Origin of the sequence: Sideroxydans lithotrophicus ES-1 (genome assembly GCF_000025705.1) — a bacterium.
GTDB lineage: Bacteria > Pseudomonadota > Gammaproteobacteria > Burkholderiales > Gallionellaceae > Sideroxyarcus > Sideroxyarcus lithotrophicus.
Window position 1 is genome coordinate 2332094 of the sequence record NC_013959.1, and the last position, 22871, is coordinate 2354964.

Annotated in this window: 20 protein-coding genes; 12 read left to right on the top strand and 8 right to left on the bottom strand. The window is 57.4% G+C overall.

The genetic code is table 11. The features are described from left to right. Nucleotides 1-24 precede the first annotated feature (24 nt). Genes SLIT_RS11515 through SLIT_RS11535 form a run of 5 tightly spaced genes read left to right on the top strand, consistent with a single transcriptional unit; the run spans nucleotide 25 to nucleotide 7430 of the window. Nucleotides 25-4077, top strand: a complete 4053-nt coding sequence (locus SLIT_RS11515; protein WP_013030429.1) for a Tle-like phospholipase domain-containing protein — start codon at nucleotides 25-27, stop codon at nucleotides 4075-4077. Next, nucleotides 3969-4286, top strand: a complete 318-nt coding sequence (locus tag SLIT_RS16225; RefSeq protein ID WP_223293860.1) for a transposase — start codon at nucleotides 3969-3971, stop codon at nucleotides 4284-4286. Before SLIT_RS11515 ends, SLIT_RS16225 begins: the two co-directional genes overlap by 109 nt. Then, entirely contained in the window at nucleotides 4283-5257 is a 975-nt protein-coding gene (locus SLIT_RS11525) for a DUF3617 domain-containing protein (protein WP_013030431.1), read from the top strand. Before SLIT_RS16225 ends, SLIT_RS11525 begins: the two co-directional genes overlap by 4 nt. Beyond that, nucleotides 5258-6064 carry a D-alanyl-D-alanine carboxypeptidase family protein gene (locus SLIT_RS11530; protein WP_013030432.1) on the top strand — a complete coding sequence of 269 codons (807 nt, stop codon included), beginning with the start codon at nucleotides 5258-5260 and terminating at the stop codon, nucleotides 6062-6064. It abuts the gene before it with no gap. Continuing rightward, nucleotides 6045-7430, top strand: a complete 1386-nt coding sequence (locus SLIT_RS11535) for a tetratricopeptide repeat protein (protein ID WP_013030433.1) — start codon at nucleotides 6045-6047, stop codon at nucleotides 7428-7430. The genes SLIT_RS11530 and SLIT_RS11535 overlap by 20 nt, the downstream gene beginning before the upstream one ends. On the opposite strand, the gene SLIT_RS11540 is transcribed toward SLIT_RS11535, so the two are convergent. The 4 genes from SLIT_RS11540 to SLIT_RS11555 all read right to left on the bottom strand — a co-directional run bounded on the left by SLIT_RS11540 (nucleotide 7384) and on the right by SLIT_RS11555 (nucleotide 11096). After that, nucleotides 7384-8229, bottom strand: a complete 846-nt coding sequence (locus tag SLIT_RS11540) for a M48 family metalloprotease (RefSeq protein WP_013030434.1) — start codon at nucleotides 8227-8229, stop codon at nucleotides 7384-7386. The two genes, SLIT_RS11535 and SLIT_RS11540, sit on opposite strands and share 47 nt — an antisense overlap. 9 nt (nucleotides 8230-8238) lie before the next feature. Continuing rightward, a complete protein-coding gene (locus SLIT_RS11545) occupies nucleotides 8239-8739 on the bottom strand; it encodes an SH3 domain-containing protein (protein WP_013030435.1) in 501 nt (166 codons plus the stop codon). Next, nucleotides 8736-10436 (bottom strand): CHASE2 domain-containing protein, encoded by a 1701-nt coding sequence (locus tag SLIT_RS11550; RefSeq protein WP_013030436.1) that lies wholly within the window; start codon nucleotides 10434-10436, stop codon nucleotides 8736-8738. The genes SLIT_RS11545 and SLIT_RS11550 overlap by 4 nt, the downstream gene beginning before the upstream one ends. 75 nt (nucleotides 10437-10511) lie before the next feature. Further along, nucleotides 10512-11096 carry a superoxide dismutase gene (locus SLIT_RS11555; RefSeq protein ID WP_013030437.1) on the bottom strand — a complete coding sequence of 195 codons (585 nt, stop codon included), beginning with the start codon at nucleotides 11094-11096 and terminating at the stop codon, nucleotides 10512-10514. A gap of 163 nt (nucleotides 11097-11259) precedes the next feature. Between SLIT_RS11555 and lipA the strand changes: the two genes are divergently transcribed. Further along, on the top strand, nucleotides 11260-12195 hold the full coding sequence (gene lipA, locus SLIT_RS11560) for a lipoyl synthase (RefSeq protein ID WP_013030438.1): 936 nt from the start codon (nucleotides 11260-11262) through the stop codon (nucleotides 12193-12195). A gap of 106 nt (nucleotides 12196-12301) precedes the next feature. Here lipA and SLIT_RS11565 read toward each other — a convergent pair whose 3' ends face one another. Then, entirely contained in the window at nucleotides 12302-12520 is a 219-nt protein-coding gene (locus tag SLIT_RS11565) for a hypothetical protein (protein ID WP_013030439.1), read from the bottom strand. A gap of 316 nt (nucleotides 12521-12836) precedes the next feature. Here SLIT_RS11565 and SLIT_RS11570 point away from each other — a divergent pair, with 316 nt between their 5' ends. Together SLIT_RS11570 and SLIT_RS11575 are read left to right on the top strand one after the other, a co-directional pair. Further along, nucleotides 12837-14342 carry a helicase HerA-like domain-containing protein gene (locus SLIT_RS11570; RefSeq protein WP_013030440.1) on the top strand — a complete coding sequence of 502 codons (1506 nt, stop codon included), beginning with the start codon at nucleotides 12837-12839 and terminating at the stop codon, nucleotides 14340-14342. Continuing rightward, nucleotides 14342-15052, top strand: a complete 711-nt coding sequence (locus SLIT_RS11575) for a DNA alkylation repair protein (RefSeq protein ID WP_013030441.1) — start codon at nucleotides 14342-14344, stop codon at nucleotides 15050-15052. Before SLIT_RS11570 ends, SLIT_RS11575 begins: the two co-directional genes overlap by 1 nt. 28 nt (nucleotides 15053-15080) lie before the next feature. Here SLIT_RS11575 and arfB read toward each other — a convergent pair whose 3' ends face one another. The 3 genes from arfB to SLIT_RS11590 are packed head-to-tail and all read right to left on the bottom strand — an operon-like array spanning nucleotide 15081 to nucleotide 17353. Further along, nucleotides 15081-15494: an alternative ribosome rescue aminoacyl-tRNA hydrolase ArfB gene (gene arfB, locus SLIT_RS11580; RefSeq protein ID WP_013030442.1), complete on the bottom strand. Its 414-nt coding sequence runs from the start codon at nucleotides 15492-15494 to the stop codon at nucleotides 15081-15083. A 3-nt stretch (nucleotides 15495-15497) separates the two neighbouring features. Then, nucleotides 15498-15713: an RNA-binding S4 domain-containing protein gene (locus SLIT_RS11585; RefSeq protein WP_041421293.1), complete on the bottom strand. Its 216-nt coding sequence runs from the start codon at nucleotides 15711-15713 to the stop codon at nucleotides 15498-15500. Next, on the bottom strand, nucleotides 15713-17353 hold the full coding sequence (locus SLIT_RS11590) for a peptide chain release factor 3 (RefSeq protein ID WP_013030444.1): 1641 nt from the start codon (nucleotides 17351-17353) through the stop codon (nucleotides 15713-15715). The genes SLIT_RS11585 and SLIT_RS11590 overlap by 1 nt, the downstream gene beginning before the upstream one ends. 311 nt (nucleotides 17354-17664) lie before the next feature. Between SLIT_RS11590 and SLIT_RS11595 the strand changes: the two genes are divergently transcribed. From SLIT_RS11595 to SLIT_RS11610, 4 genes are all read left to right on the top strand, one after another. Beyond that, nucleotides 17665-18465 carry an ABC transporter substrate-binding protein gene (locus SLIT_RS11595; protein ID WP_013030445.1) on the top strand — a complete coding sequence of 267 codons (801 nt, stop codon included), beginning with the start codon at nucleotides 17665-17667 and terminating at the stop codon, nucleotides 18463-18465. Nucleotides 18466-18527: 62 nt separating this feature from the next. Further along, nucleotides 18528-21869 (top strand): bifunctional diguanylate cyclase/phosphodiesterase, encoded by a 3342-nt coding sequence (locus SLIT_RS11600; protein ID WP_190272132.1) that lies wholly within the window; start codon nucleotides 18528-18530, stop codon nucleotides 21867-21869. Nucleotides 21870-22015: 146 nt separating this feature from the next. Continuing rightward, a complete protein-coding gene (locus tag SLIT_RS11605) occupies nucleotides 22016-22393 on the top strand; it encodes an ArsR/SmtB family transcription factor (RefSeq protein ID WP_013030447.1) in 378 nt (125 codons plus the stop codon). Further along, nucleotides 22365-22847, top strand: a complete 483-nt coding sequence (locus tag SLIT_RS11610; protein WP_013030448.1) for an SRPBCC family protein — start codon at nucleotides 22365-22367, stop codon at nucleotides 22845-22847. Before SLIT_RS11605 ends, SLIT_RS11610 begins: the two co-directional genes overlap by 29 nt. Nucleotides 22848-22871: the final 24 nt, after the last annotated feature.

Here is a 22871-nt window from a genome sequence, read left to right on the forward strand (position 1 = left end):
CTAAACTTCTAGAGGGTTAAGAACATGACAACTACTGTTGATTATGCATTAATGTCCGGTGCATCCTATATCTCAAACCGCGCTAGCTTAAACAGTTTTCCAATTCCGCTAGGTTGGGCTAAGGTGATAAACCCAGATTCATATGTTATTGACCCTATATCTGGATTTGAAGCTATTTCCTATACAAATGGCACTGATATCGTAATTTCCTTCGCCGGAACCGATCCTAAATCCACTGCCGACAAATTGGCCGACGCCGAGCTGGCACTGGGTGCGTGGTCCGACCAACTCGGTGAGGCGGCGGCCTATTACTTGCAGATCAAGGCAGCGAGCCCACTAGGTGCCAACATTACCTTCACTGGTCACTCGTTAGGCGGTGGATTAGCTGCATTGATGAGCGTATTTTTCAACATACCCGCAGTTACATTCGACCAGGCACCTTTTGCAGCCTCCGCCACGCTGGTAATGCGCGCCAACCTGATTAATTATCTCGAAACAACCGCTCACTATACAGCTACCGACTTGGCAGCGCTGGCACCGGAACTCTTTGGGTTCACACTGGCAGGTGGCAATAGCACTGTCAGCGATATCACTGTTCAAGGAGAATTCCTGTCGACATTTCCTTGGAATGCGCTCACACGGATAGGTACACCACCGACGATAATTTCCGACAGTGCTGCTGGAGTGGATCCGCAAGACCTGCATTCGATAGCGTTGCTCACCGCTTTCGAGCAGAGCCAGCAGACCGCAGCTACAGGATATGCACTGAATGACGTTACCAATAAGCTCACTGATCTTCTGAAGATGGTCTTTGATACCAGATTGTTTGCGCATTCAACTGACCGGAATAATACGCAGTATGTAAATTTCCTCGAAGACATCGTTCGTCATCAATCCGGCGTTGCCGCCGACACCGTGATGGGAGCGACGGCCATTCCATCGGACAGCATGGTTACTCGTTTCACTACCGACCTGTGGCAGATTGCGCAGGACGGTGGCCTGTCGATGGTCGACAAGAATCTGACCGATGCATTGATCGCGTTTGCCATGCAATCCTATTATGAAGGGGCTAATTCGAGTGACTCAACGGGAACAAAGCATCTTTTCAACGCAGTGAGCGGCGGCATTGAATTTGCTATTACCGACGTATCTAAAAGCGGCACACTGGATACTGCTAAAGGCTATTCCCAGTATTTCGCAAAAATTCTTACCGATAATACCGATTCAAACTTTACCTATCTAAGCAATGCAGAACGTGCCGCCATTAAATCTGTACTTTTCACGCTACAAGACTGGTTCATCCAGGCGGGTGCAACAGACATGTATGCGACAGCAAGCGACACGAGCGGTGCTTTCATGTTGGGAGGAACGGGAAGCGACGTACTGGCTGGCGGAGCTATGAATGACTTGTTGGTGGCTGGTCAAAATGGCAACGATACGTTGAATGGTGGTACAGGTAATGACACGCTCATTGCTGGCTCAGGCAATGATTTTCTCGTGGGAGGGGAGGGTAACGATACCATTTATGCCGGTAGCGGCTTCGACACCTTCAACTACGTTTCGCCTAGTTTTGGAACGACAACAGAAACTATAATTTCGGCTGCAACTGGGACGGGGATGGTGGAGGTAGATGGCACTCAATTGACAGGCGGCAGTGCGGTTCGAGAAAAAAACAGAGTATGGACTGACGATAATGGAGATCAATACCAATACGTTGCTTCCAGTGTCAACCCATATATAGGCACATTAACCATCACTCAAGGACTACTGGGAGCAGACGGCAATCAGATCGTCATCCAGAATTTCGATCTGTACAAGGCACAGACTGACCAGAACGGTTACCTGGGCATTAAACTTACCGAACAATTGGCGATTAAAGCGGATACAAGCACCATCAATCCCTTTGCTAGCAGCACGCCAATCAATTCAACTGCTGACGTTCCCAAAGGCAATACCCAAGCTTTCACGATTTATGCATCTGCTGTCAGTTCTGTGGATCAAACTATCCAGATTAGCTTACAAGGCGGTGGTTCAAATCAATACGTTTGTACGGGTGCGACTATCGTTGCCTTCGATGCAAACGGCAATGCCACGGTCATCATCCCCGCGGGCCAAGATCATGTCTCTGTCACGTTGGTGGATGCCAACAACACCAATAGTGCAGACGTACTCACTTTAACGGCGACATTGGTCGATCCCAATGCTCCGGCGGGCAGCACACCTGTCACCAGCAACAACCTCGCCATCACTTTCGACAGCCCGAATCCCAATGCGAACCCCACTCAGCCAACGCCGGGTACTGCCGACTACAGCATCAATGGCGACGCGGCTCCACAGGAATTTACCGATGAAGTGGCGGTTGGGACGCCAATCGATCCCAGTTGGAAATGGGGGGCGATTGTAAGTACACAAGTCGGTGCCACACACACAGTAACCGATGCCAGTAATAATGTGTACACAGTCGTCGATAGCTACATCTACACCCATTACAAATACGATCAGGCGGGCAACCTGATCCCCAGCGCAGCCGACCCCAACCGCAACGACAGCCTGGTCGGCACAAGCGGCAACGACTCGATCAATGTGGGCGGAGGCGACAACACCATCAGCGCAACGCAAGGCGGCAACGACACCCTCATCGGTGGCGACGGCAAAAACTATATCAACGCAGATAGCACCGGCAACAACGTCATCACAGTAGGTAATGGAGGCAACACCATTACCGTGGGTGACGGAAAGAACGTCATTACAAGTGGTAGCGGCAACGACACTATCAAGGCAGGAAAGGGCGACAACATCATCATCGGTGACGACGGGAAGGACATCATCCTCGCAGGCAACGGCAACAACCAAATCTATGCCAACTCTCAGGTTGATTTAGCCACTGCACTCGCACAACAGAAGACTGCCACGTTCAATAGTCAAAATGGCAGCCTGATTGCCGTCGGCGACGGCGACAATCTCATCGTTGGCAGTACCGGCAATGATGTGATTTTTACGGGGACGGGGAATAACACGATTGTATGCGGGCCGGGATCGGTGGAGTTTTTTGGTGGCAGAGAAGTTAGCAACGTGCAATCAGACTGGAGCGTCAATGTCCAATTGGCGTCTATCATGACGAATCCACGGGTCATTGAGACTTATTCTCAATTAACCGTGACCAGCAGCGCTCCATTCATCAATGCGCCCAATCCGTATTACGGTACCACGGTGTCTGGCGTCCCCGTCGGCAGTGGCAACGACACCATCTTCGGAGGGACGGGAAACAGCGTATATGACCTCTCCAATGGCAACAATTGGCTGGATGCGGGAGGTGGGAACGACTTGATTTTGTCAGGGATCGGCAGCAATGTCATCTATGGCGGGATCGGCAACGACACGATCTTCGGTGCTGGCGGAAAAGACTTCATCAACCTCGAATCCGGCAGCGACACCGTTGTACTGTTCGGCGGCAGCAACACCGTTGTTGGAGGCAGCGGCGACAACCTGATTTATTCCGGGGATACGATCAACTGGGCGACCTCGACCCCCACTGCGAACAACTACATCTACGGCGGCTCCGGCAACACCATTATCTACGGCTCCGGCGGCAACGACACGCTACTTAGCGGCAGTGCAAGCGGAACCAACAAATCCACCACTATTTTTGCGGGCGACGGCAATGAATACATCGTCGGCGGTAACGATAGCGACACCATCCTGGGCGGCGCAGGCAGCGACACCATCTATGCAGGTGACGGCAATACCACCATTCAACTGAGCACCAACACAAACGAAAACAGCAACGTATACGGCGGCAATGGTTCGGACACGATCATTGGCGGGGCAGGCAACGACACTATCTCGGCAGGTGATGGTGGTACTGCGAGCATCAAAAGGGTCAGCATCGCATTTAATTTCCCAAAATCATGCCACGTCGCCCACGCATTAACACGCCAAATATCCCGCAGCACATCGTGCAGCGCGGAATCAATCGCGAACCGTGTTTCTTCGCCGAAGAGGATTATCACTGTTACCTCCACTGGCTACAGAAATCGGCTGGCGATTGGCACTGCGCCATTCACGCTTTTGTACTGATGACCAACCATGTACATCTGCTGGTGACATCAGAAAGGGCGGACGGCATCGCCAAGATGATGCAATCCATCGGACAGCGATTTTGGGTTTTGAACGGGAGAATTAAGATGCGAAATCCGTTTATCCTTGACGTACGTCTCCGGAAGGCAAAGAATCGTGCCGGCATGGCCAAGACTCGCTTCCAACCCAATCTTGTGGAGAGATCATGAACAAACATTCTGTCGCCTTCCTTGCCCTGATGTCCGGTGTGTTGAGTGCTGCAGCCCACGCTGCACCCGGCGAATATTGGGAAGTCACCAACAAGATGGAGATGCCCGGCATGCCCTTCGCGATGCCTGCCACCACCATGAAAGTCTGTATCCCGAAAGGTGGAGAAAACGATCCCCAAAAGACTTCCGGCGACAAAGACTGCAAGATGACCGACATCAAGACGGTGGGCAACAAGACCACCTGGAAAGCGCGTTGCGACCGCAACGGCGAGGTCATGACCGGCAGCGGCGAGCAAACCACCAGCGCCAATGGATACCAGGGGAAAATGAGATTCTCCGGTAAATCTGGCGGGGAGGACATGAACATGAGCATGGCTTTCAGCGGCAAGCGTCTCGGCGGCAGTTGCGACTCGGAAGAGGCAGTCAAGAAAGCCAAAGCCCAGATGTGCGACAAATCGCGCTACATCACCACTGCCGACTGGATAACCAATGCCGACCTCATCCTGCGACCGAACTCGGCCTGTGCCGACCAGCGTAGCCAGTTGTGCGACTTGGTCCAACGCGACACGCCCAAGGACGTTCGCTCCTATGAGGCGCTGCTGATGCACGACCAGCAGATGGGCAGCAATATCTCGGTCGCCAAGGAATGCAAGCTGGACATGAAGGCCACCACCAAATCGATCTGCAAGAAACTCGATGCAGACAACTACGGCCAGCTCTCCGCTCATTGCCCAGCCGAGGCCAAGGCTTTCCGGGTAGCTCAGCGGCGCAGGGAATGCGAGGGCCGCAGCTATACAGCTGAAACACGCGCGGCTGATCTGAAGAAGTGCCTGAGCGGCAAAGCCGATTCTTCGGATGAAGACAGCTCAAGCGAAGCCCCAGCAAAGCAATCGAGCAAATCATCCGGCAGCAGTACGGCATCAGATGCACTGGAGGCTGCGAAGAAACTGAAGGCACGCTTCGGGTTCTAAGTGCGCAAGGCCCTCTTCATCGGGCTGTGGCTGCTTGCCAATACGGTGCAGGCAACGACAGCACAGCCCGATCCCTTTCCGGAAGTCGCAACCGCCTACCTGGTCGAGCTGAACGGCAAGGCAATCTGGGCCAAACAACCGGATCGGCGGCTTCCTCCCGCCAGCCTGACCAAGCTGATGACCGCCCTGCTGGTGCTGGAACGGACGCGACCCGATGACATCGTGACCGTCACCCCCTCCGCCACGCACGAGACCGGTACCCGTATCGGCCTGAAGACCGGCGAACGCTTTCATGTGCAGGACCTGCTCGCCGCCGCGCTCCTGCCGTCGGCCAACGACGCCTGCCAGGCGCTGGCCGATCACCTCGACGGCGACGAAACCGGATTCGTCGCACGCATGAACCAGCGCGCCCATGAACTCGGCATGCGCAACACCCATTTCGCCAATGCCTGCGGACACGACAAGGCCAGACATTATTCCAGCGCAAAAGACCTCTCCATACTGGCGCATGCATTGCTCAAGTACCCGTCTCTGCTCGATGTCACTTCGCAGAGAAAGCTGCAGATCGCCACACTGGACGGGCAGCATCGCTACATCCTGGAAAGCAAGAACGCGCTGATCGGCCGTTATGACGGTGCGATCGGCATCAAGACCGGCTATACGCCCAATGCCGGAAAATGCCTGGTCGCCTACGCCAAGCGTGATGGCAACGCCGTGCTGTTCATCATGCTGCACGGGCATGACCGCTGGTGGGATGCGGTGGACGTGCTCGACCTGGCCTTCGACCATGTACGCGAAATGCGCTGATACACATGTCCACGCAATGATGTGGCTGGCGCTGGCAGTAGGCATCAGTTATGCGAATGCGCTCACCGGCACGTTCCAGTTCGACGACTACAACGTCATCGTCAACGAACCGCATGTCCACAGCTGGACCAATTGGCTAGCAGGTCTCGGCAGCGGCATCCGCCCCCTGCTCAAACTCAGCTACACGTTGAACTGGACCATGGCCGCTGGCGTGGTCGGCTTCCATGTGACCAACCTGCTGATCCATTTGACCAACGCTTGGCTGGTCTATCGCCTTGCGCAGGCTTACACCGACAAACATCAGCAGCATGAGAACCTGTTGCAGGTTCCGTTGCTCACCGCACTGCTGTTCGCTGTACACCCCGTCAATACCGAAGCGGTGAGTTACATCTGCGGACGCTCGGCCTCGCTGATGACGCTGTTCTACCTGGCCGGACTGTTGTGCTATGAGATCGGCCGCAGCCAGCACCGTAATGTCTGCTTGTATGCAGCTACGCCGTTACTGTTCCTGCTGGCACTTGGCGTGAAAGAAACGGCCATGACCTTTCCGCTGGCGCTGCTGCTGTGGGAACTGGGCTGCGGCGGACGATGGCAGGTCGCATTCAAACTGCAATGGCCGGTCTGGGCATTGTCAATCGTTGCAGCGCTGTTCTTTCTGTTCAACGACAGCTACCTGACGCAGATGGAACGCAGTGCGCAACTCAACTCACTGTCCGGCAACCTCGCCACGCAACTGCTTGCCTTCTTCTGGCTGCTGCGGCAATGGGCATTGCCGTTGTGGCTGAACATAGACCCGGACCTGCCGTTGCAGACCGATCTTTCCAACATGCTGTTGCCGCTCACCGCCTTCATCGCGCTGTTCGCATCGATGCTGGTCTGCTGGCGCAGGCGCCCCTGGATGGGCTTTGCGCTGGCCTGGGCAATGCTGCAACTGGTCCCGCTGCACCTGCTATTGCCTCGTATCGACATCGCCAACGAACGCCAGATGTATCTGGCCGGATGGCCGCTGTATCTTGCCTTGAGCATCGAACTGACATTGTGGCTGAACATCAGGACATGGCGCCGGGTCTCCGCCGCACTCTTGCTTGCTCTTGCCAGCCTCACCTTGATGCGCAACGAGGCTTACACCAACGAGATCAGCCTGTGGGAAGACACCGCGAAGAGATCGCCAGACAAGGCGCGCGTGCACAACAACCTCGGTTACGCCTATCTGCAGTCACATCGAACTGACGATGCACGGCGCGAATTCGCCGCCGCACTACGACTCGACCCGCGTCTCTACCAGGCGCGCTATAACCTGCAGCGCCTGGACGACGAGGTCAAAGCTTCGGGCGATAGAAACGCGAGCTCACGGTCAGCCCCTTGATGCGGTCGAAACGGTCGCCCATGGCGCTGTCGAGTCTGGCCAGACGTGCATCGGGCAGCGGGTGGGTCTTGAACAGCAAGGCAACGCTGCCCTCGTCCTTGGCAAAGTGCCCGATCTGCTGCAGCACGCTCGGCAAGCCATAAGCGTCATAACCGGCACGCGTCGCCAGCACCACACCGATGCGGTCCGCCTCGAACTCTGCATCCTTGTCGAGCGAGCGTGCGACGATCTCGGCACCGCTGCCGATCATCTGCTGCACCTTGTCGTTGCCGCCGACCTCTTTCGACAGCGCCTTGCTGCCTGCCTCCACCAGCTTGCTCTGCTGCAACAGCTTCAGATGATGCTTGCGGATGACGTGCCCGATCTCGTGCCCCAACACACCAGCCAGATCCGCTTCGTTCTGCAGCAGGCGGTACAGGCCCAGCGTGACAAAGATATAGCCGCCTGGCGCAGCGAACGCGTTCACGTCCTCAGACTGGATCACACCAAAATGCCAGGGCAGTTCGGGACGCTCGCTCTGGCTCGCCACCCAGGTACCGACCTGGTTCACGTATTTCTGCAACCTAGCATCTTTCACCAGCGGCGCTGCCCCCAGCAGGTCGCCTGCGATCTGCCTGCCGATTGCGATCTCTTCTGCTTCATCCGACCCCTTGATCTCCTTCATCGCGGCGATCACCTTGGGGTTGACCGGCAATTCGGCCTTGAGCTGGTCGCGCAAACCGCCCAGATCCAACGCCGAAACGTTCATGGCAACGCATGCCAAACCAGCAACCGACATCCATTTCATCATCGTCTTCATGTCGTCTCCTTACTGTCCGGCCGGCAGATAATCGAACGGACGCGCAACCAGTTTTCCTTGCGCGGCGAATTTTTTTGCATCGGCCAGTTTGACTGCATAGGATTCGGCAAGCCGTACCTCCTGCTCATTGAATTTCGCCGCCTTCAATTCTTCTTCATTCAGTCCACGCACACCGGTGGTCGCCACCACTTTACCGGTTCCGGCGCGACCGGACGACAGCGCCAGCAATCCGGAGGAGGCGCTTGCCCCTTTGGGGACATCGCCCTTGCGCACGCTCAACATGTGCACCCAGCCGTTGCCCTTGCCTGTCTTGACCTTGAACCAGCCCCCCTGCTTACCCAGGATGGACACCTTCTCGCCTGCAGCCAGCGCCTTGACGGTCTTCGCGTCGCGGTACGGCTCCGCTTTCAGCTCTTCGGCTTTCAACAGCGTACCGCTTTCCGCCGCCCATGCAGTCTGCGCACACAGCAGCGCGCACACGACGATTGTTCGAATCCCGGCTATCTTCATGATGACTTCTCCCACTTGAGTAATGCTTCTGCAAACAATGCGCGCCAGCCAGCCGCCGCCTGTTCGCCACCTTGTATCCGGCCACTGTGTACCGTATGGCTTTCCGCCCCCTCGACATGCAGCAGAAACTTGCGCAGCAATGGCTGCAGTTCGTCCAATATCTTTTCCAGATCGGTTGCGATCGCCTTTTGCGCCGCATCATCATCCGCGGCCGCCACCCACGAGATGGCGATGGTCTTCTCGAACAGGCCCCACAATCCGCGTTGCGCACCGCTCAACACTTCCACGCTCTTGTCTCTGGAACCGATGCGCTTAAGTCCGAGGCGGATCTTCTCCAGCACGCTGTCCGGGATCACGTTGCGCCGGCCATCGAAGCGGATCAGCAGCAACGTGGCCTGCAAGTCATCGGCACGTGCCGTCGCCACACGCACCATGTTCTGCTCCAGTGCCTTGCCGGTCGCCGTAGCATACAGCCGGGCCAGCGTGAAGTAGGCGATACCCAGCATCACCGGTCCGGCCAGATTGATATAGGTGTTGGTGAAATTGATGCTGGCGAACGAGAAACCGATCAGGATGATTTGCGACAGACCGAACAGCTTGTCGATGTTGCCGCGCCCCTCTTCGCGATAGAACGCCCATGCGGTAAGCCAGATGATGGCGAGCGTAATGAGCAGGTACCAGATGCGCCCTTCGGGAAAGCGCAGCGAATCGCCGTGCTTGTAGTTGTCGATGGCGGTCGCCAGCACCTCCACCCCGGGATGCAGGCGTGCCATCGGCGTTGCACGCAGATCGAACAGGCCGGACGCGGTAGAGCCGATGATGACGATCTTGTCCTTGAACTCATCCTGCGGACGCTGCTTGTTCTTGCTGCCCATGTCTGCAAAAACGTCTGCGAGGCTCACGTAGTGGTAGCTGAACGGCATTCCGCGCCAATTGAGCAGCATGCGTTCCGTCGTCGGCGTCGGCCAGCCGAACTCGCGCCCGATGCGTGAAGGCAACGAAGGAATACGCCAGCCGTCCTTGGCGATGAACACCGGATAGCTGCGCACCACACCGTCCGCGTCGGGATAAACGTTGTGCGTCCCCAATCGCCCGCCTGCCAATGCCGACTGGAAATGCGGCAGCACCACGCCGATGGTCGCATCGCGGTTCACCTCCGCATCGGGCAAGGCCGTCACGCCGGGGATCTGCGCCACCCTGACCTCGCTCAATGCATCGCTGGCAGGATCGAGACGCAACATCGGGAAGAAGGTGTTGCCGGTCGCCGCGATGGCCGCATCGAAATAGGTATCGCTGTCCGGATTGAACACGTCCGCGTCGCTGAACAGGATGTCGAACACCACCGCCTTCGGCTTCTGTTTCTCGACACCTTCGAGGAACTCCCCCAGCACCTGCCGTGGCCACGGCCAGCGTCCGTAATCCTTGGCCATCGCCGCCAGGCTGGCCTCGTCGATATCGGCGATGACAATATCCGGATCGGGCTTGGGCGGAGCCAGACGATGACGCACCATGGCATCGAACGCCGCCGTGCGCATCTCGCTGGTGATATGCAAAAAGGCCGTATCAAGGACGGCGAACACCGTGAACAATACCGCCAGATACAGATAGAAATTACGTTTCCATCGGCGCGCCAGCAGGTTCGAGAACGCCTCGAATGCGAAACGGAAACGGCTGAGCAGGAATAGGCGCAGGTTCATGGGGCAGAGTTTACCAGTCGCGCCAAAGAAAAAGCCGGAGCATCGCTCCGGCTTCGCATCTGGACTTACCAGCGATCAGGCGAAGTTCTTCGCCACGAAATCCCAGTTCACCAGATTGTTGAGGAAGGTCTCGACGAATTTGGGACGCATATTGCGGTAGTCGATGTAATAGGCATGCTCCCATACATCCACGCACAGCAGCGCCTTGTCGCCGGTGGTCAGCGGCGTACCGGCGGCACCCATGTTGACGATATCCAGCGAACCGTCGGCCTTCTTCACCAGCCAGGTCCAGCCGGAACCGAAGTTGCCCACGGCGGAAGTCTGGAAGGCTTTCTTGAAGTCGTCCAGGTTGCCCCACTTCTTGTTGATGGCTTCGGCCAGTTTGCCTGCAGGTGCACCGCCGCCCTGCGGCTTCATGCAGTTCCAGAAGAAAGTGTGGTTCCACACTTGGGCGGAGTTGTTGTAGATGCCGCCTGCCGGGGCCTTCTTGATGATAGCTTCCAGTTCCAGGTTCTCGTATTCGGTACCCTTGATCAGGTTGTTCAGGTTGGTAACGTAGGCCTGATGGTGTTTGGCATAGTGGTAATCGAAAGTCTCGGCGGACATGTGCGGCGCGAGCGCTTCGCGTGGATATGGCAGAGGGGGCAGTTGGTGTTCCATGGCAGTCTCCTGATTATTTTTGGTAAAAGGGGAAATGGCATAACCATCGGCGTGCAATATACCATACCTTATTGCTTGGGTATTATATATCCGCACATCTTACAGGGCTTCACGACTGATATGAAGTTAAGCCTTTGTCTGGATGACTTACAATACATCTCTTATGAATGACACCCACAAACAGACCGGCGCAGCCAAGACCGCGCGCAATCCGATCAAGATCGTGCCCCTGCAGGAGCGCCTGCGAAAACCGCAATGGATACGGGTCAAACCCGGCAACGGCGCGGGATACAGCGAAGTGAAGCGCATGCTGCGCGAACACAAGCTGCACACCGTGTGCGAGGAGGCATCCTGCCCCAACATCGGCGAATGTTTCGGCAAGGGCACCGCCAGCTTCATGATCCTGGGCGATGTCTGCACGAGACGCTGCCCCTTCTGCGACGTGGCACACGGCAAACCGTTGCCGCCGGATGCCGACGAACCCGGCAACCTCGCCCACTCCATCGGTCTGCTCAAACTCAGGTACGTTGTCATCACCAGTGTCGACCGGGATGACCTTCGCGACGGCGGCGCAAAACACTTTGCCGATTGCCTTACGGCCATTCGCGCCACATCGCCCGGAACCAAGCTGGAGACGCTGGTACCTGACTTCCGTGGTCGCCTCGACATCGCGCTGGATGCGCTGGCCGAGAGCCTGCCGGATGTGCTCAACCACAACCTGGAGACCGTGCCGCGCCTGTATCCAATGGCACGCCCCGGTGCCGATTACGCGCATTCGCTCAAACTGCTCAAGGACTTCAAGGCCCGTTTCCCGCAAGTGACGACCAAGTCCGGCCTGATGCTGGGCCTGGGCGAGACCGACGAGGAAGTGCTGCAGGTCATGCGCGACCTGCGCGCGCACGATGTCGAGATGCTCACGTTGGGTCAATATCTGCAACCCTCGGACGGCCACCTGCCAGTATTGCGCTATGTTCCGCTGGAGACCTTCAAGATGTTCGAGGATGCGGCAAAAGAGATGGGGTTCTCGCACGCAGCCTGCGCACCGATGGTGCGCTCAAGCTATTTTGCGGACATCCAGGCCGAACACGCCGGAGTGTAAGCGCTACCCGGCAAGCCGTTTAAACTCAAAACCTGCACTGAGCTGCAAAACAAAACGGGCGCGACCTGAGGTCGCGCCCGTTGCTTGTCTGACCTGCCCTTGAACGTCAGGCCTTGACGTTGATGATGGCACCCACGGTCTGCCCGTTGGTATTGACGGTAGGTTGCGACAAAACATTGGAATTATTCGCCGCTGCAGCCTTGGCAGCATCGTCCCTGTCCTTGTCGTTTTCCTTTTCGGCAGCTCTTTCAACCGGTGTCTGCGGTTGCGGCTGAACCTGGGAAACGTAGTTATTGCCTGAATTTATTGAATTAATTGTCGCCATGACATCCTCCTAGTGACTGGTACGGCCAGCTTCCTGCTCGTCTGGTGTTTTTATCGGCAAAGGCCGAGAAAACTTTAACCATTTTTATCAATTTATAAAAGGCGTACCTGCAGCAGGGCTAAATACCTTCTACAAACCGTTATGGGCAGGCTCACTTTAACCGAAGACTCACCGGCTTAACAAGCCAGGCCGACGAACGAACCCGACATGGAGTTCATGCCCCTGTCTGCTCCAGATTGCGGCAGTTCACATCTGCCATGATAATGCGCGGCCCGGATCGGAACGGGCATCCGCAGCCCAACCTCAAGGAACACGTATGACCGCACCGTTACTCGTCGCAAAAAACGACAAAGTCGAACTCGAACTGCTGCCGCAGATGGCGAACCGCCACGGCCTCATCACTGGCGCAACCGGCACCGGCAAGACGGTGACGCTGCAAACGCTGGCGGAATCATTCAGCCGTATCGGGGTGCCGGTGTTCATGTCCGACATCAAGGGCGACCTGTCCGGAATTTCGAAGATCGGCGGCGGCAATGCCAAGGTGCAGGCACGCGTCGAGCAACTGAAGCTGGAAGGCTACACGAACCGCGCCTTCCCGGTGACGTTCTGGGACGTGGAAGGTAAACAGGGCCATCCCGTGCGTGCCACGGTATCGGACATGGGGCCGCTGCTGCTCGGGCGCATGCTCAACCTCAACGACACACAGCAGGGCGTACTCACACTGGTGTTCAAGATCGCCGACGACAGCGGCATGTTGCTGCTCGATTTCAAGGACCTGCGTGCGATGGTGCAGCATGTCGGCGATAACTCGAAGGATTTCACCACCGAATACGGCAACATCTCCACCGCCAGCATCGGCGCGATCCAGCGCGGCTTGCTGGAACTGGACAGCCAGGGCGCGGAGCAGTTTTTCGGCGAACCGATGTTGAACATCGACGACCTGATGCAGACCGACAGCAAGGGCAACGGCATGATCAACATCCTCGCTGCCGACAAGCTGATGCAATCGCCCAAGGTTTATTCGACGCTGTTGCTGTGGCTGCTATCCGAGTTGTTCGAACACCTGCCGGAAGCGGGCGACCTGGACAAACCCAAGCTGGTGTTCTTCTTCGACGAAGCGCACCTGCTGTTCAACGACGCACCCACCGCGCTCATCGACAAGATCGAACAGGTGGTGCGGCTGATCCGCTCCAAGGGCGTGGGCGTCTATTTCGTCACCCAGAATCCCATGGACGTGCCGGACAATATCCTCGGCCAGCTCGGCAACCGCGTGCAGCATGCCTTGCGCGCCTTCTCACCGCGCGACCAGAAGGCCGTGCGTGCCGCCGCCGAGACCATGCGTGACAATCCGCAGCTGGACGAAGCCGCAGTCATCACCGAACTCGGCGTGGGCGAGGCACTGGTTTCGTTGCTGGACGAGAAAGGCCGCCCCGCCATCGTCGAGCGCGCCCTCATCGTGCCGCCGCAGGCGCAGATCGGGCCGATCACCGATGCAGAACGACAGGCCATCATCCAATCTTCGCTGCTGGCTGGACATTACGAACAAGTCATCGACCGCGAATCTGCCTACGAAATCCTTAAAGGACGCACTGCACAGAAACAGGCCGAAGCAGAAAAAACGACCCCTGCCGCCGCGACGGGGAACGGCGTGATGGATGGTCTGCTCGGCGGCCTTCTGGGCGGAGGCAACTCACGTCGGCAGGGCGTGGGCGAAGCCATGGTGAAGAGCGTGGTGCGCACCGTCGGTGCCGAGCTCGGCCGTCAGCTGGTACGCGGCGTGATGGGTTCACTGCTGGGCAGCAGTGGCAGCCGCCGCAAATAATGAGCACATCTGCAACCACGATCAGCAAAGAATTGCGCGCACTGGCTTCACCCGAGATTGCGTGCAAGCAACAACGTTATTTCAAGACCGGGCCGGGGCAATACGGCGAAGGTGACACATTCCTCGGCATCAAGGTGCCGCCATTGCGTGCGCTGGCCAAACGCCACCGCGATGCCGGCCTCGATGCCGTCTCCAAATTGCTGGATTCTCGTTACCACGAAGAGCGCCTGCTCGCCCTGTTACTGTTGATGCAACACTATCAACGCAGCGACGATGAGAGCCGGACAGCCGCGTATGAACTCTATCTGGGCAAAACTCCCCGCATCAACAACTGGGACCTGGTGGATGTCAGTGCACCGCACATCGTGGGCCGTCATCTGCAGGAGCGCCCGCGCAAGATCCTGCACCAGCTGGCACGCTCGCCCTCGCTGTGGGAAAAGCGCATCGCAATCATTTCCACGTTGTGCTTCATCCGCCATAACGATTTCGGCGACACGCTGCGAATCGCCGAAACGCTGCTGCATGACGAGCATGACCTGATGCACAAGGCCGTTGGCTGGATGCTGCGCGAAGTGGGCAAGCGCGATCTGGCTGCCGAAGAAGATTTCCTGGAACGACATTACCGCGACATGCCGCGCACCATGCTGCGCTACGCCATTGAACGCTTCTCCGAGGCCAAACGCCAAAATTACCTGTCAGGAAAAATATAGGGCCCATGCAGCCAGTCTGCATTTTTCCTCACTCAGTCACTCTCCCCCGCAACGACTTGGTTTCACCGCGCCTGGTCTTGCTTTCCAATCGCTTCTTCTGCGAACTGCGGCTCGGCTTGGTGGCCACGCGCGGCTTCGGCTTGACCGCGATCGACATCAGCAGGGATTTCAGTCGCCGCAATGCCTCGTTGCGGTTCTGTTCCTGATTGCGGAATTCCTGCGCCTTGATGACAACCACGCCGTCCCTGGTGATGCGCTGGTCGCTGAGTTGCAACAGCCGTTCCTTGAATTCCGGCGGCAGGGATGAAGCAGCGATGTCGAAGCGCAGATGTACCGCACTCGACACCTTGTTCACGTTCTGCCCGCCCGCGCCCTGCGCGCGCACGGCAGTCAGTTCGATCTCGCGTTCCGGGATGACGACGTTGTGGACGATGTACAACACGATTCAGGCAAGCACGCGGATCTGCACATCACCGGCACTCACCACCTGTCCGGCGCGTATCTTTGCGGTCTTGCGCAATTCCACTTGGCCATCGACTGAAACCACGCCTTCCGCCACCAGCGCCTTGCCGGCACCGCCGCTGTCGCAGACTCCGCTGAGTTTGAGCAGGTTGCACAGCTCGATGAATTCGCCGCGCAGATGGAATTCCAGTTGTTGGATCACAACTTCACCGCGTGTTCGCGGGTGGTATGGAACACCACTTTGGGCCAGCGCTCCTGCGTCAGGTTGAGGTTCACCTTGTTCGGTGCGAGATAAGCCAGGTTGCCAGCCGCATCGATGGCGAGGTTATGCGACAGCGCCCTCTGGAAGTCGGCAAAGATCTTTGCATCGTCACAGGTCACCCAGCGCGCGGTGTTCACCGCGGAGCCCTCGAACATCGCGTCCACGCCGTATTCACCCGCCAGGCGGCTCGCCACCACGTCGAACTGCAGCATGCCGACCGCACCGAGGATGAGGTCGCCGCCGTCCGCCGGCTTGAACACCTGCACCGCGCCCTCTTCGCCCAGCTGCTGCAGGCCCTTGTGCAACTGCTTAACCTTGAGCGGATTGCGGATGCGCACGGTCTGGAAATGATCCGGCGCGAAATACGGGATGCCGGTGTACTGCAATGCCTCGCCTTCGGAGAAGGTGTCGCCGATCTGCATGTTGCCGTGGTTGGGCAGGCCGATGATGTCACCGGCGAATGCCTCTTCCACCAGCTCGCGGCTGGACGCCATGAAGGTCACCACGCTGGACACGCGTATCTCCTTGCCGATGCGCAGGTGCTTCATCTTCATGCCGCGCTCGAAGTGGCCGGAACACACGCGCAGGAAGGCGATGCGGTCGCGGTGGTTGGCGTCCATGTTGGCCTGGATCTTGAACACGAAGCCGGAAAATTTCGGCTCGGTCGGACTCACCGCGCGCACCGTGGCATCGCGCTCACGCGGCGCGGGTGCCCACTCCAGCAGCGCATTCAGGATCTCGCGTACGCCGAAGTTGTTGATGGCGGAACCGAAGAACACCGGTGTCTGCTTGCCGGCGAGGAATGCTTGCAGATCGAACGGATGCGAAGCACCGTGCACCAACTCCACCTCCATCTTCAGCTGTTCGATCTCCAGCGGGAAGCGCTCGGCCAGTATGGGATTGGCTATGCCCTTGATGACTTCCACCTCGCCGTCGGCGCGCTCTTCGCCCGGTGTGAACAGCAAAATCTCGTCGCGCAACAGGTGGTACACGCCGCGGAAGGTCTTGCCCATGCCCAGCGGCCAGGTGACCGGCGCGCACTGGATCTTCAGCACCGATTCCACCTCGTCCAGCAGCTCCAGCGGATCGCGCACCTCGCGGTCCATCTTGTTCATGAAGGTGAGGATGGGCGTGTCACGCATGCGGCACACGTCCAGCAGCTTGATGGTCTGCGCTTCCACGCCCTTGGCCGCGTCGATCACCATCAGTGCCGAGTCCACGGCAGTGAGCACGCGGTAGGTATCTTCGGAGAAGTCCTGGTGGCCGGGCGTATCGAGCAGGTTCACCACATGATCGCGGTATTCGAACTGCATCACCGAGCTGGCGACCGAGATGCCGCGCTGCTTTTCGATCTCAAGAAAGTCCGAGGTCGCATGGCGCCCGCTCTTGCGCGCCTTCACCGCGCCAGCCAACTGGATCGCGCCGGAGAACAGCAGCAGTTTTTCGGTGAGCGTGGTCTTGCCCGCGTCGGGGTGGGAGATGATGCCGAAAGTGCGGCGACGCGCCACTTCGCGTGCGATCAGGTCGCGCGAGACGGCCGCGGGTTCCTTGATGGTTTGTTCGATATCGCCGGACATGGTGCTTGCCTGTGAAAAAGTGCGCAAGTCTAAAGGCTTAGCGAGGGAATGTCTAACTTCGGGATATAACGAATCCCTCTTTCAGCGCTCAAATCTGCGCGCAAATAGCTGAATCGGTCGCATTCCCAACATGCCCACCCATAAAAGTCACATAGACTGTGGGTGTTTTGCCGATCTCAGGCGAATAAGCCTACCGGCAAAATGTTAATATCATGTCAAAGCGACTTCGGGTATTTGCGGTGCTTGCCGGGTTCCCGTCGATCGACATATGCGAAGGTAAATTTATTACCTCATACATCAGGAGAGAGATTATGCGCACCACTCACGCGCTGGCGATGCTTTTCGTCGCCTGCACGATATCGCCGCACACTTTTGCCCAAGACACCCTGCCCGGCCACCTTGATCGAATCAGGTCTGCCAAAGCAGTCCGCGTGTGCATCTGGCCCGATTACTACAGCATCACCTATCGCAATCCGAAGACACAGCAGCTTTCCGGCATCGATGTCGACATGGCCAATGAACTCGGCAAAGACCTTGGGGTCGCGGTCAAGTTCGTCGACAGCTCCTTCGCCAAGCTGATCGACGATGTCACTCAGGATCGTTGCGACGTCGCCATGTTCGCCATCGGCATCACCCCTTCCCGCGCGGAGAAACTGCGCTTCACTCGCCCCCATCTCGCCAGCGACATCTACGCGATCACCACCAAGTCCAACCGCCGGATCAAAACCTGGGACGATATCGACAAACCCGGGTCAGTCGTGGCGGTTGCCAAAGGAACCTTGCATGAACCCGTGATGAAGGAAATGCTCAAGGCTGCGAAGTTGATCGTTCTCGACACCCCCTTTGCTCGCGAACAGGAAGTCGAATCCGGCCGCGCCGATGTCTTCATGACCGACTACCCATACAGCCAGCGTTTCCTGGCCAATGCCGACTGGGCGCGCCTGGTTTCGCCGCCCGGCACTTATCACGTCACGCCTTATGCCTATGCCGTGAAACCCGGCGACGACGCATGGTTTGATCGAGTCGACAGGTTCGTAAGCGATATCAAACGCGATGGTCGGCTGATGAGATCGGCAAGGCAATACAAACTCGTTCCTATCGTCGTCCCATGAACCTGCGCGCGCTTCGGCCCCGCCACGCCCTCCTTGCCGCATTGGCGCTCTTTGTGTGCGCCATGTTCAGCTTCACCGGATACACATTATGGCGGCTGCATGCTACCGCCATATTCAATGGCCTCGAAATCTCCGAGATGCACACGCGCAGTTTCGAGGACTTCCTGACACAAAGCCTGCGCGTCACCGAGCTGTCCGCCACCCAGATCGTGCCGCAGGATATCGATGTACGCGATCTTCGTCATATCGAGGCCGGCCTGGTCAATAAGTTGCAGCATGCGCCATATCTTCGTTCGATTTCGCTGCTGGACAAGCATGGACATATCGTTGCGAGCACCGACCGCGCCAACATCGGTGTACTGGTGGATGCTTCGAGTTATCTGCCTCCCGCAGCCGCAGATCAGGAGATCCTGCGCATCGGGCAGCCCTGGTCGGGTCGCGATTTCGGCGATGGCCGTGCATCCACCCCCGCGGAGCCGGTCGGCGCCGAAGCCCTTAACTTCATTCCCATCACTCGCACGCTGATGCTCGGCAAGAATGACGTGACACTGCTGTTCGCCCTCAATCCGGATTATTTCATCAACCATATTCTGCTGACACTTCCCGTCGATGCCGGCACTGTCGAGGTGATGCGTTACGACGGCTTGCTGCTGATGGACACCGATGTCAAAGCACGTCCCGGCACTTTGCACGCCAAGGCAGTACATGACTTGCGACTGTCCGAAATCGAGTCCGGCAGGTTCCAGCAGGATCTTGGCGATGGCCGCGGCGAACTTACCGCCTTCCGTGCATCACGCCTCTATCCATTTGCCGTCCTCACTCACATCGATCGAACCCGCGCACTGCAAAAATGGCAGGCGGAGGCCAAGACCCTGCTCGCCGTGGTGATCCCGGTCTTGCTGGCGATCAGCTTGTTGGCTATGGCGTTCTATCGACGGCTGGCGCAAAACGAAGCACAGCGCAGGGAAGCGGAACGCCTGCAGCGTATCAATGCCACAGTCTTCGATTCCAGCGCGGAAGCCATCATCATCACCGACCTGAATGCCAACATCATCTCGGTCAATCCCGCCTTCACCCAAATCACCGGTTACAGCCCGGAAGACGTCCTGGGAAAGAATCCCCGCATCCTGTCCTCGGGCCAGCAAAGCAAGGGTTTCTACCGGGAGTTGTGGGAGGCACTGCTCCGTGACAATTTCTGGCAAGGGGAACTGGTGAACCGCCACAAGAATGGCAGCCTCTACAACATCCACCTGTCGATCTCTGCATCCCGTGACGGAACAGGACAGTTGCAGCACTTCATCGGCGTGACGACAGATATCACCGAACGCAAACAGCATGAAAGCGAACTGAGGATGGAGAGCGAGAAGAACATGGTTCTTTTGCGCAATGCCAGCGACGGCATCCACATCCTGGATCCCGATGGCAACATCATCGAAGCAAGCGATTCGTTCTGCTCGATGCTGGGCTACCAGCGCAATGAGATGCTCGGGATGAACGTCTGCCAATGGGATGCGGATTTTAGCGACCCCAGAATCGTGAAACTGTTCAGGGACCAGTTCACCAATAAAGGCAGGACCCAGTTCGAGACCCGGCACCGCCGCAAGGATGGCACCGTCATCGATGTCGAGATCAGCGGTTATCCGCTCCAGTTGCACGGCAAGCCCGCCCTGTTCAATTCCTCGCGCGATATCACGGAACGCAAGAAGATCGAGGTCGAGATCCAGATCGCAGCCACCGCCTTCGAGGCGCAGGAAGGCATGCTGATCACCGATGCCGATCGCAACATCCTCAGGGTCAATCGTGCCTTCACCGACATCACCGGATACTCTGCCGAAGAAGTCATCGGCAAGAATCCGCGCATACTCAGTTCCGGCCTGCACGACTCGCATTTCTACGCGGCCATGTGGAATACGCTCGTTGCCACCGGTGCATGGAAAGGCGAGATATGGAACAAGCGCAAGAATGGCGAGGTCTACCCGGAGCGGCTCGCCATCACCGCGGTAAAAGATGCACGGGGAGTCGTCATCAATTATGTCGCTTCGCTTTCCGACATCACACTGCACAAGGCGGCAGAGGACGAGATCAGAAGCCTGGCATTCTTCGACCCGCTCACCGGGCTGCCCAACCGGCGGCTATTGATGGATCGGCTCCAGCAAGCACTGGTTGCCAGCTCGCGCAGCGGCAAGGCCGGGGCCCTGTTGTTCCTCGATCTGGACAATTTCAAGAATCTCAATGACACGCTTGGACATGACATCGGAGATTTGCTGCTGCAGCAAGTGGCTCAGCGTTTGAAAAATTGCGTGCGTGAAGGTGACACTGTCGCGCGCATAGGCGGGGACGAATTCGTCGTCATGCTGGAAGACTTGAGCGCCGAGTCCATCGAGGCGGCATCGCAAACGGAAGCCGTCGGCTGGAAGATAATCTCTACGCTCAACAAACCTTATCATCTTGAAAAGTTCGAAGTCCACAGCACACCGAGTATCGGCGCCACCCTGTTCGACAGCCGCCCGCAGATAATCGACGACCTGTTCAAACAGGCGGATATCGCCATGTACCAGGCCAAAAAAGCCGGTCGCAACACCATGCGTTTCTTCGATCCGCAGATGCAGGACACGCTCAATACCAGGACGGCTCTCGAAGCTGACTTGCGCAAGTCGATCGAGCGCAGGGAATTCAATCTCTTCTACCAGATCCAGGTCGATGAGATGAATCGTCCTGTAGGTGCTGAAGCCCTGATCCGCTGGATACACCCGAAACGCGGAATGGTGTCACCTGCCGAATTCATCCCGCTGGCCGAAGAAACGGATCTGATCCTGAACATTGGCCTATGGGTACTGCAGGAGGCCTGTGCCCAATTGAAGACATGGCAGAACAACCCCCTCACGCGGAATCTCGTACTAGCTGTCAATGTGAGCGCAAAGCAATTCCGTCAATCAGATTTCGCAACCCAGGTTCGGGTCTTTGTGGAAAAGTATGCAATCGATCCATCAAAGCTCAAGCTCGAACTGACCGAAAGCATGTTGCAGGAAAACATTGAGGATACGATCCTGATCATGAACGCCCTGAAAGAGATCGGCGTCCAGTTCTCCCTCGACGACTTCGGCACCGGCTATTCGTCCCTGCAATACATCAAGAAATTGCCGCTCAACCAGCTCAAGATCGATCAATCCTTTGTGCATGACCTTGATTTCGACAGGGACGACAAAGCCATCGTGAGAGCCATCATTGCCATGGCGAAAAGCCTGCAACTGGACGTTATCGCCGAAGGAGTGGAAACCCAGGAACAACGGCAACTGCTGCTGAACAAAGGCTGTACGCATTTTCAGGGATACCTTTTCAGCAAGCCGTTACCGATCAGGGAGTTCGATGCTTTGCTGGAACGCGCTATCGAACTCCATGCTTGACCCGGATGCGAGACTCTAGCTCGCATCAACGGAAGTTTTCCCCAAGCCCCCTGCTTCATAACCATTTCCCCATCAGCGGCATTTCTTGACAAGTCACATTCCGCAAGAGTAATTTACCATTCGGTTAATTAAAGAATGGTAAGAATATGCCCGCCGATCACCTCAGCGCCACCTTCGCAGCTCTTGCCGACCCCACGCGCCGCGCCATCCTTGCGCGCCTCGCCCTGGGCGAGACATCGGTTGCCGAACTGGCCAAGCCGTTCTCGATCAGCCCGCCGGCGGTGACCAAGCATCTCAAGGTATTGCAGCGTGCCGGACTCATCACGCAAGGCCGTCAGGCGCAATGGCGTCCCTGCAAGCTGGAAGCCGCACCATTGCAGGAGGCTGCCGGATTCATCGAGCAATACCGCCAGTTCTGGGAACAGAGGTTCGATCGCCTTGACAGCTATCTGCAGGAACTGCAAGCCGCCGAAATATCCAAAAAGGAGAAGAAGAATGGACGCACAGGCAAAAAGCCTAAATAGCACTGCCGACCGCGAGATCGTCATCGAACGCGTCTTCGACGCGCCACGCACACTGGTATGGGAAGCATGGACCAATCCCGAACACGTGGCAAAGTGGTGGGGACCAAACGGTTTCAGCACGACCATCAAGAAGATGGATTTCCGCGTAGGTGGCGCATGGAAACTCACCATGCATGGCCCCGACGGCACCGATTACCCCAACAGCAGCGTGTTCCGCGAGATCGTCGCACCGGAGCGCATCGTGTTTTCTCACGGCGGCGGACGCGAAGGCGGACCCGGTGCCCACTTCCTGTCGACCTGGACATTCGAGGCTCTGGGCGAAAAGACCCGTGTGACCATGCACCTGCTGTTCGATACGCCCGAAGATCGCGACCTCGTCATCCGGGAATTTGGCGCCTACGAGGGCGGCAAGCAGACGCTGGCGCGGCTGGCCGATTACCTGGCAAAAGCATGAGCAGCGCAAACCAGCCATAACTAA